Below are 9,735 nucleotides of genomic sequence, written 5' to 3' on the forward strand. Positions count from 1 at the left end.
CCGCGCTCTCGTGACTGGAGGTCAATTTGATGCTTAGTGTTACTTGATTGTCGCAATCGCCTTTAGAGCAGCCTGCTGTAGCTTTCCGGTGATTGGGACATAGTCACCGGCTGAAGCCTGCTGTGGCCCACAGGTCTTGATCATGTAGGTGAAGTAGTCCTTTACAGCTGCAGCCCTTGCTGTCTTGGTTGCAGGTGAAGCTGTTGGAGCTAGACCATAGGCGACCAGGGCGATTGGGTATGCTCCCTTTACCTTGGCCTTGTAGTTGAACTCCACTAGGCCGTTAGCCGCAATTGGCTGAGCTGCCATAAAGCGACCTGCGCTTGCAGCAGTCGGCTTGATGAACTCTCCAAGCGCGTTTCTAACTGAGGCAACAGCAAGTTTGTTTTTCTTGGTGTCCGCTGGGTCTGTGATAGTAATTGAGAACTTGGTCTGTGCCACTGTGGCTGAAACACCTGTGTTCTGTGGTGCGCTGATGCCGACAGGTGACTGTCCAATAGCTGTTGACCAGGTTCCGCTAGTCTTCCAGGTTCCCCCAACGTTCTGAATCATGTAGTTAGAGAAGTTCTCAACTGTTCCAGAAGAATCTCCACGGTAAACAACCTGGATGTTCTCCTTTGGAAGCTTGGCTGACGGGTTTAGCTTCTTGATTGAAGCCGCATCCCATGTCTTGACCTTACCGGTGAAGATTTCGTTCATAACCTGTGGGGTCAAGCGTAGGTTGGTGACTCCTGGGATGTTGTAAGCAACAACAATTCCTCCCGCAACTAGCGGAACGTAAGTGAAGTTCGCTGGGGCACCAGAAGTGTATGGGGAGTCAGATCCACCAAAGTCTGTGGTTCCGGCAGCAAACTGAGTACGGCCAGTTCCAGAACCAGTCGAGTTGTAGTTAGCCTTGTTGGTTGTGTACAAAGCTGAACAGACCTGCTGGAAAGAGTTCATGAAAGATGAACCAGAGCCTGTGATTGTTTCGCTTGCGTGTGCGGCAGGTGCCACAAACACGACGCTCGCTAACAGCGCGCTGGCTGCCAGGATTCCGCTAAACTTGCGCATTTTTCTCCTTGATTTGTTTAGTTTCTCAACTTGAGATGACCTAAGTACAGCAATTGGGGGTAAAGCTTGGGTGTTTACCATCTCAACTCCAAGAGAATTGAAGGTTAACAATTGGTTATCCGAAGTGTCCGTTCACGTAGTCGTTGGTGCGCGAGTCCCCAGGCTGGTTGAAGATCTGCTCGGTGTCCCCGAATTCTACGACGTAGCCTGGCTGATTATCGTCGGCTAGGAAGAAGGCAGTCTTGTCAGCTACTCGCTGAGCCTGCTGCATATTGTGAGTCACAATAACAATGCTCATGGTGTCTTTTAATTCCAAAATGGTCTCTTCGATACGACGGGTAGAGCCTGGGTCCAGAGCCGAGCATGGCTCATCCATCAGGATTACTTCTGGGCTCATAGCCAAAGACCTGGCAATACAAAGCCTTTGCTGCTGACCACCGGAAAGCGATAGCGCTGGCTCGTCCAAGCGATCCTTGGCCTCATTCCACATCGAAGCACGCTTCAGGGAGTCCTCAACTAGGTCATCAGAGATCTGGTTCTTACGGCCAGATAACTTCAAGCCTGAAATCACGTTTTCCCTAATTGACATGGTTGGGAAAGGGTTTGGCTTCTGAAAAACCATTCCGACCTTTAGGCGTACCTGGCTTGGGTCCACCGAGTCGTCGTAAATGTCTTCACCATCTAGCAAAACGGAACCGGCAAGACCAGCACTTGGGATTAGCTCGTGCATTCGGTTTAGGGTGCGGATGAAGGTGGATTTGCCGCAACCGGAAGGGCCGATCAGGGCCGTCACCTGGTTGCTTGGGAACTGAAGATTGACGTCTTTTAGAACATGCCTTTCACCAAACCAGACGTTGATGTCTCTGGCCTCTAGGTGAAAAGTGTCTAGAGATAATTTCTTCATCGCTTTACCTTCTTTTTCTTCAGTGACTTAGGTCTTGAAACAAATCGCGCCAAACCAAACAGGATTCCAACCAAGATCATCAGAACCAATGCTGCTCCCCAGGCTCTGGCAATAGCTGTATCGAATCCAAGGTTCACAAATCTGTAGATGTATGTGGGTAGGGTTGCCATTCCTCCGTTGAAAACGTTCCAGTTGGTCTCCGCGATTGGGAAAACAGTCAGAAGCAACGGTGCTGTTTCTCCGACAACGCGGGCTACACCCAGCAGGATGGCTGTCACAACGCCCGATCTAGCCGCGGGGAGTGTTACCTGGAAAAACGCCTTCCAAGATGACGCCCCTAGTCCCAGGGCGCCATTTCGCAGTTCCTGCGGAACGAGCTTCAAAGACTCCTCGGTCACTCTCGCAACCGTTGGCAGCATAAGCGGCACTAGGGCCAGGGCACCCAGCCACCCGGCATATTGAGAGACGCCGGTAACAATGAACATCGAGTAGATAAACAGTCCAGCTACTACCGATGGCAAGCCAGCCATTGCCTGGATGATTACTCGGACAAACCCGCGTCCCTTGGAGCGCGTCTCAGTCAAATACACTCCGGTTGCCACTCCAAGTGGAACGGTAATGAGTGTGCTCAGGCTAACAACAAGTAAAGTTCCGACGATGGCGTGTCCAACTCCACCGAATTCGAGCGGATCGGTTGGAGTCACATAGCGGTTGTTCTGGTAAATAAAGTGCGGGCTGAGGGCCGAGAATCCTGCCTCAATCAATGACCAAACCACAGACATCAACAGCACCATTACAAAAGTTCCGAGGAAAATCGTCACGACAATCAACGCCGCGTCCGGAGCACCACGCTTGCCTTTGAGGATAAAGCCCACGACCCCGATTGAAACCAAAAGTAGCGGCAGGAGAATGAAAATAACAGCGACGATTAGGTCCACGCCACCGAGTAGCCACGACGCAGCTGCAACAGCAATTGGGATTATGCTTCCCAGAACCTGAAGCGACCTGGCGCGGTTCGTTGTCCGAGCCCACGGCTCAGCGGACTTTGGTCTTGCTACCGGCTCGAGGTTCATCGATTGTTCCAAGGCTGCGCTTTGGCGACGATGAAGGCAGCAATTGAGTTGATAATCAGTGTGAGTATGAATAACACAACTCCAGCAGCCAGAAGAGCGCTGACCTCAGAAGGGCTCGCTTCTCCAAATTTTGAAAGAATCAAAGATGCAATCGCACCACCGGCTGGCTCGAGAATCGCGAACCAATTGAACTGGTCGTAGATCAAGTTCAGAACGAAGAAGATGGCAACTGTCTCACCCAGAGCTCGACCGAGTCCAAGCAAGACACCGCCGGTGATACCGCTCGCGGAAACCGGAAGGATAACTTTCCTAAAGGTTGATTCTCTGTTACCCCCCAATGCGATGGAGGCCTTAATTAAGTCATCATCAATTTGACTGAAGATTTCACGAGTCACCGAAGAGATGATTGGGACAATCATTACTGCAATAACGACACCGGCGATAAATGGTGTTCTAAGGAATGAGCCCGCCTCGTTAGAGAAGATGGGAATGAAACCTAGGGTATTGCTAATCATCTCACCCCATTCGGCGCCCACCGAGCTAAAAATTGTCAATCCCCAGAGGCCGATAATTACCGAGGGGATCGCAGCTAGAAGATCAACAAACAAAGTTGCAGCTCTAGCAATACGCGGGGTTGCCATGAACTCAATAAAATATGCAATCGAAATTGCCATTGGCACAGCCATAGCAACTCCAAGGGCTGCAACTAACACCGAACCCCAAAGCATTGGACCGATGCTGTATTGAACATCGTTGCTTGACCATCCGGTTCCAAAAACGAACTCAAAAACTCCCTGTTCAACAAAAGTGGGCCAAGCTTGAACGCCAAGGAATATCAGGATCAAAACAATAAACACCAAAGATGAGTAGCCTGCAGCCGCGGAAACTCCGAAAAAGATCTTGTCTTCTCTGGTTGCTGGCTTGACTCTGAGTGCGCGCCTTAACGGTGCATCAGTGGGAGTTTGGGCCATGCCTCGATACTGAAGGCTTGGGATGTCGGGCAGTTGAGTCCTTGGTTAACACAAGGTGAACATTCCTTGTAACCCTCAATGATTCATTGACCTTTAGGCCCGCTTTCCCCCGAAACTGGCAGGCTTGTTTCGGGCTAAACTCGTAGGGTTATCTACCGAAAAACACCTGGAGAATTCGCCTAGTGGCCTATGGCGCACGCTTGGAAAGCGTGTTGGGTGAAAGCCCTCGGGGGTTCGAATCCCCCATTCTCCGCCAGTAACTCCCTTGATTTAGAGCCTCAGTAGGGGCGTTTATTGAGGGAGTTTTTGCTTAACGTGCATATGAATGTGCAATTGACAGAACCAAGTAAGGTCATCCTGGAAATTATTGGAGGGGATTTTGATGGTCCTGACTTTCTAGCCAGTCATCAAAAGTGGTTTTCCCCACAAGCGTTTCGCCCTTGCCACGCAAATCGCCTGAAGCCATGCCTCTTCCAAAAATCCCCGGAAGCGGAAACTCGAGAACCAACTTCTTCAAGCCGTCGAAAGCGATCTGCCTTCTAGCCAGATCAGCTAAAACTTCATTTCTTGGACCAACCAAATCTGTTACGCGCTTAAGTGGTTTTCCTTCTGCGATATCCACTAGGTGTTGCCCCACTTCCCTTGCGGCCACTGGTTGCATAAGGCATTTTGGAAGAAGCGCAATTGGTCCAGGCATACTTTGCAGTTGCTGGGTGACGAACTCATGAAATTGGGAGGACCTAGCAATGGTGTACGGGACTAATCCGCTTTCGATGGTTCGCTCTTGCTCGAGTTTCCCCGCGTAGTAACCGTCGTCAATCTCATCGATACCAACGATTGATAAAGCCACGTGATGTTTCACCCCGGTATGCGCCTCTGCGCTTAAGAGGTTGTCTGTGACAGTTGAAAAGAACTTTCGCGCAGCTTTGGCACTCAGCGTAGTTTTATTGGTGACGTCGATGACTACATCCACGCCATTGAGAGCCTCTATCAAACCCTCGCCAGAAATCAAATCAATGCCATTTCTTCGGGAAATCGAGACAACTTCGTGTCCTCGCTTTTCGGCAGCCGTGACCGCGAACTTACCCACTAGTCCAGCCCCACCGGCAACAGCAATCTTCATCGATAACCTCCCCCTCCAAGATAAGACTCGAGAAATGAAGTGTCCAATTCAGGAACCGGATTGGGTTAGTTCGAATCCCCCATTCTCCGCCAGAGTAATTGCCCTACAGCGACTTGAGAATGTCGTTGACCTTTTCTTTGGCATCACCAAAGAGCATCTTGGCATTTGGCTTATAGAACAGAGGGTTTGCAACTCCTGCATATCCTGAAGCCATCGATCTCTTGAAGACAATCACGTTCTCAGCTTCCCAAACCTTTAGAACCGGCATACCGGCAATCGGGCTTGATGGGTTTTCAGTTGCAGCTGGGTTCACTGTGTCGTTAGCTCCAATAACCAAGACCACATTGGTGCTGGCAAGATCTTCGTTGATTTCATCCATTTCCAGCACGATGTCGTATGGAACCTTGGCTTCGGCAAGAAGTACGTTCATGTGTCCTGGAAGACGACCAGCTACTGGGTGAATACCGAAGCGAACCTCGACACCCTTTTCGCGAAGCTTCTTGGCAAGTTCTGCTACCGGATACTGTGCCTGAGCTACCGCCATGCCGTAGCCCGGTGTGATCACAACGGTCTTAGCGTTGCTCAAAAGCTCAGCTACCGATGCTGCGTCAGTTTCGGTGTGCTCGCCGACTTCTTCGTCTGACTCAGAAGGAGCTTCGATTCCGTAGCCTCCGAAGATAACCGAAACAAAACTGCGGTTCATCGCGCGGCACATGATGTAAGAAAGGTAAGCACCAGAAGATCCAACTAGAGCACCGGTCACGATTAGTAGGTCATTGCCTAGCAAGAATCCGGTTGCCGCTGCCGCCCAACCTGAGTAGCTATTCAGCATCGAGACAACTACTGGCATATCTCCTCCACCGATGGAGGCAACTAGGTGCCAGCCAAGGGCAAGAGCCAATATGGTCACTGCAATCAGAAGACCGAGAACTGGGGTGATTACGTAGGCAACAGTTAGAACCACAAAGCCCAGCAGAGCAAATAGGTTCAATAGGTTTCTGCCTGGAAGAATCAAGGGCTTTGAGCTCATCTTGGCTGAGAGCTTCAAGTAAGCAACGATCGAACCGGTGAAGGTAACCGCACCGATGAACACTCCAATAAACACTTCAGCGCTGTGAACACCGGCTAGCTCAGCCGATAGTTCCTTGGCGTGAAGTGCACCATTCCAACCAACTAGAACAGCAGTTAGTCCTACGAAGCTGTGGAAGAGGGCAATAAGTTCTGGCATGCCAGTCATGGCAACTACCTTTGCTCGCCATAGACCAATTACTGCTCCAACAGCTAGCGCAGCGACCAAAAGCCCAACGCCAAGAAGTGTTGACTCGGTCCAGGAACCAGAAAGAGAAAGCCAAACAGTTACCGCAATGGCGATTGTCATTCCTGCAATTCCATAGCGAATACCGGTTCTACCGGTTTCATGCTTGCTAAGGCCTGCAAGGCTCATAACGAACAAAAGTGCTGCCACAACATAAGCGGCGTTAGCTAAAGCTTGAGCGGTCATTATTTGTCTCCTCTCGTGAACATCTTGAGCATTCGAGAGGTGACGGCAAAGCCACCGAAGACGTTGATGCTTGCAAGCAAAATACCAACAGCCGCAAGAATCTGGACCAGCAAATTAGTGTCGTTGATCTGCAAGATAGCTGCCACCACAACAATTCCCGAGATGGCGTTGGTCACCGACATCAATGGGGTGTGTAGGGCGTGGTGAACCTTACCGATCACATAGAAACCAATCACCACAGACAACATCAAAACCAAAAAGTGCTGAGGCAGAGGAGCCGGCGCCAGTGAAACAACAGCAAACAGCGCTGCCATTCCAGCAGCAATCAAAGCCGCACGAGTTCTAAGCGACATGGTCTTTTTCTCAGGCATTGCAACCGGTTCTGCCTTGGCTACCGGAGCTGCGGAAACCTGAACCGGTGGTGGTGGCCAGGTAATTGCCCCATCTTGGACCACGGTCACCGAGCGCTGAACTACGTCTTCAAAGTCAATAACGGCCTTGCCGTCCTTGGCTGGGGTCAGAAGCTTCAGCAGGTTCACAAGGTTTGTTCCGTAAAGCTGGGAAGACTGAGCTGGCAGGCGGGAAGGAAGATCTGTATAGCCAAGGATAGTGACGCCATTGGCGGTCACAATCTTTTGTCCAGCTACCGAGCCTGCAACGTTTCCGCCCTGGGCTGCTGCCATGTCAACGATTACGCTACCTGGCTTCATAAGGGCAACATCTTCTGCGGTGATTAGCTTTGGAGCAGGACGGCCTGGAATAAGGGCGGTAGTAATAATGATGTCAACATCGGCTGCCTGCTCTGAGTAAATCTCAGCGGCCCTTTGGTCGTAGGCTTTGCCGGTTTCCTTGGCGTAGCCATCGCTAGATTCCATCTTCTCTTCGACTTCAACTAGCAGATACTCTCCACCAATTGATTTGACCTGGTCGGCTACCTCTGGTCGTGGATCTGTGGCGCGAACAATTGCACCAAGGCTTGACGCTGATCCAATTGCAGCAAGGCCGGCAACACCGGCTCCTGCAACCAAAACTTTGGCAGGTGCAACTTTTCCAGCAGCGGTAACTTGACCTGTGAAGAAGCGGCCGAATTCGTGAGCTGCTTCAATAACTGCTCGGTAGCCTGCGATGTTAGCCATCGAAGAAAGTACGTCCATAGACTGCGCACGAGAAATTCTCGGGACAGCGTCCATGGCGAGCGCGGTGACTCCCTGGGCTGCTAGTGCATCAAGCAGTTCAGGTTTTAGGGCTGGGCTCAATACTCCAACCAGCACTGCGCTCTTTTTGAGCTTTTTGATTTCAGCATCTGCAGGTGCACTAACGGTTAGAACAATGTCGGCTCCCCAAGCAGCTTCGGCGGAACCGATCTTTGCTCCGGCAGATACGTAGGCAGCATCTGGGAAGGAAGCTTTTAGGCCAGCACCGGATTCAACAATTACCTCGTAGCCAAGGGAAACAATAACCTTGACTGTTTCCGGGGTTGCGGAAACTCTGGACTCGGCCTGTTGTTCCTTTATGACACCAATTAGCGACACGATACTCCTTAGGTAAGTTCCCTTATTTGACTTGGGTTTCCTGGTCAAGACTGCTCTAAAGCTACCTTTATTCTCGCCGATTTTTGTGGGTCTTAATGTCGGTGTAGCACCTAAGACTAAGGTGCTACACTTAGACCATGCCAACCACCAGAGCAAGACACATGATCACCGAGACCGACCAGCTATCTGAAGCTTTAGCTCAGGCCGAGAAGATCTGGCCCGAGCTTGCTGGCCAACGAACCTTGCTGCTTAGAAAGCTTCTGGAGGTAGGGATTACTACCATCGAGCGCGAAAGCGCTGAAAGAACCAGCCAGAGATTGACTCAGATCCAAAAGCTCGCCGGTTCCATGGATGGCACCTGGCCTGCTAACTGGAAACAAGAATTGGGTGGGGATTGGCCGAAGTAGTAGTTCTGGATGCCAGTGCCCTTATCGCACTGGTGTCTTCAAATGACCCTCACCACAAGTGGGCTCTTGAAATGTTTCGAGACACCGCAAGCTTTGATTTGCAGATGACCGCCCTTAGCCAAGCCGAGTCTCTGGTTCACCCAGCCCGAAATGGAAAGCTGGATAAATTCCTAAAAACATTTAGCGCATTAGGTTTGGTGGTCACATCTATCGAAGGCCCAGATGCAAGCAAGCTTGCAACACTTCGAGCCACCACAGCACTCAAGATGCCAGATGCGTGTGTGCTGCACCAGGCGATGAAGGTAAGTGGCTCTATTGCAACAACCGATAACCAGTTGGCGCAGGTAGCAAAAAGCAAAGGTGTTGGGGTTTTCTCACCTAATTAGAAAACCTGACTACAAACCAGGCTCTTCGTTCTATGCTTGCTGATCCATAATCGCCCGAAGAGTTTTCTCAGCAGCTACCGCCATCTCGTAAGTTCGAGCAATTAGCTCTTCAGCTGATTGGGACTCAAGTAAGTCAACTTGATCAAGTGGTCCAACTGGCAAGATGCCAGCCAGCTGCCAACAAGATTCCATCGGGTCATCGCTTAGTGCTGTGTCGGCAGCAAACTGCAGATCACCGAATTCACTAACGAATGCAAGTAGCTGTCTAACCTTAGTTTCCAGATGAACTCGAGCTGGCATCAGTGAGTCATCCCAGATCAGATCAGGCAAAAACTCAACATCAGCAACCGGGTATGGATCATCCGGTAGCCAAGCGTTAACGCGAAAGCGGGAAGAGCCAACTGATTGCAGTCCTAGAAAATCTTCGGTCGTACCTATTTCAGAAACCGAGGCCAGGGTTCCAATCTCCATACGCTTTTCCCCGCCGCCAACTTCTTGGCCCCGCTCAATCAGCACAACCCCAAATTCTGGCTTTTCGGAGGCAACCAGATCCCCCAGCAGCTTTAGGTACCTAGGCTCAAAGATCCGAAGCTGTAGCGGCATCGCTGGCAACAGCACTGAACCCAGCGGGAACATTGGGATAACAGGCATCAGGCAAAAGCCTCAAAGTTGATCACAGAGCAATGGTAAGCCTCGATAAATAGCTAAAGAACGGGATAAACCCCTTGTATTGGCCTATTCAGGCTTAGGTTCAAGGGGTTTCTACCTCTTTATAGTGAGTATAA

At 50.7% G+C, this 9,735-nt stretch carries 10 protein-coding genes and 1 tRNA gene; 3 read left to right on the forward strand and 8 right to left on the reverse strand.

Annotated features, from left to right (window positions below):
• Positions 1-39 precede the first annotated feature (39 nt).
• The 4 genes from pstS to pstC all read right to left on the reverse strand — a co-directional run bounded on the left by pstS (position 40) and on the right by pstC (position 4,001).
• Positions 40-1,053 (reverse strand): phosphate ABC transporter substrate-binding protein PstS, encoded by a 1,014-nt coding sequence (gene pstS, locus AC8GDC_RS05710; RefSeq protein WP_506557693.1) that lies wholly within the window; start codon positions 1,051-1,053, stop codon positions 40-42.
• Between the two features lie 115 nt (positions 1,054-1,168).
• On the reverse strand, positions 1,169-1,957 hold the full coding sequence (gene pstB, locus AC8GDC_RS05715; protein ID WP_506557694.1) for a phosphate ABC transporter ATP-binding protein PstB: 789 nt from the start codon (positions 1,955-1,957) through the stop codon (positions 1,169-1,171).
• The gene (gene pstA / locus AC8GDC_RS05720) at positions 1,954-3,030 is read right to left on the reverse strand and encodes a phosphate ABC transporter permease PstA (protein ID WP_506557695.1); all 1,077 of its coding nucleotides are present in this window, start codon (positions 3,028-3,030) and stop codon (positions 1,954-1,956) included. The genes pstB and pstA overlap by 4 nt, the downstream gene beginning before the upstream one ends.
• The gene (gene pstC, locus AC8GDC_RS05725; protein ID WP_506557696.1) at positions 3,027-4,001 is read right to left on the reverse strand and encodes a phosphate ABC transporter permease subunit PstC; all 975 of its coding nucleotides are present in this window, start codon (positions 3,999-4,001) and stop codon (positions 3,027-3,029) included. Before pstC ends, pstA begins: the two co-directional genes overlap by 4 nt.
• A 168-nt stretch (positions 4,002-4,169) precedes the next feature.
• Here pstC and AC8GDC_RS05730 point away from each other — a divergent pair.
• Positions 4,170-4,257, forward strand: a tRNA-Ser gene (locus AC8GDC_RS05730).
• 108 nt (positions 4,258-4,365) lie between these two features.
• On the opposite strand, the gene AC8GDC_RS05735 is transcribed toward AC8GDC_RS05730, so the two are convergent.
• The 3 genes from AC8GDC_RS05735 to AC8GDC_RS05745 form a co-directional block, all read right to left on the reverse strand.
• Positions 4,366-5,124 carry an SDR family oxidoreductase gene (locus tag AC8GDC_RS05735; RefSeq protein WP_506557697.1) on the reverse strand — a complete coding sequence of 253 codons (759 nt, stop codon included), beginning with the start codon at positions 5,122-5,124 and terminating at the stop codon, positions 4,366-4,368.
• Positions 5,125-5,227: 103 nt separating this feature from the next.
• Entirely contained in the window at positions 5,228-6,625 is a 1,398-nt protein-coding gene (gene pntB / locus AC8GDC_RS05740; RefSeq protein ID WP_506557698.1) for a Re/Si-specific NAD(P)(+) transhydrogenase subunit beta, read from the reverse strand.
• Positions 6,625-8,157, reverse strand: coding sequence for a Re/Si-specific NAD(P)(+) transhydrogenase subunit alpha (locus AC8GDC_RS05745; protein WP_506557699.1), 1,533 nt, complete (start codon positions 8,155-8,157; stop codon positions 6,625-6,627). Before AC8GDC_RS05745 ends, pntB begins: the two co-directional genes overlap by 1 nt.
• Positions 8,158-8,294: 137 nt before the next feature.
• Between AC8GDC_RS05745 and AC8GDC_RS05750 the strand changes: the two genes are divergently transcribed.
• Together AC8GDC_RS05750 and AC8GDC_RS05755 are read left to right on the forward strand one after the other, a co-directional pair.
• Positions 8,295-8,564, forward strand: coding sequence for a hypothetical protein (locus AC8GDC_RS05750; protein WP_506557700.1), 270 nt, complete (start codon positions 8,295-8,297; stop codon positions 8,562-8,564).
• Positions 8,552-8,950 (forward strand): type II toxin-antitoxin system VapC family toxin, encoded by a 399-nt coding sequence (locus tag AC8GDC_RS05755; protein WP_506557701.1) that lies wholly within the window; start codon positions 8,552-8,554, stop codon positions 8,948-8,950. Before AC8GDC_RS05750 ends, AC8GDC_RS05755 begins: the two co-directional genes overlap by 13 nt.
• Before the next feature lie 30 nt (positions 8,951-8,980).
• Here AC8GDC_RS05755 and AC8GDC_RS05760 read toward each other — a convergent pair whose 3' ends face one another.
• Positions 8,981-9,601: an LON peptidase substrate-binding domain-containing protein gene (locus AC8GDC_RS05760; protein ID WP_506557702.1), complete on the reverse strand. Its 621-nt coding sequence runs from the start codon at positions 9,599-9,601 to the stop codon at positions 8,981-8,983.
• Positions 9,602-9,735: the final 134 nt, after the last annotated feature.

The sequence above is a fragment of the Rhodoluna miladensis (SeqCode) genome (assembly GCF_965234705.1).
GTDB classification, from domain to species: Bacteria; Actinomycetota; Actinomycetes; order Actinomycetales; family Microbacteriaceae; genus Rhodoluna; species Rhodoluna miladensis.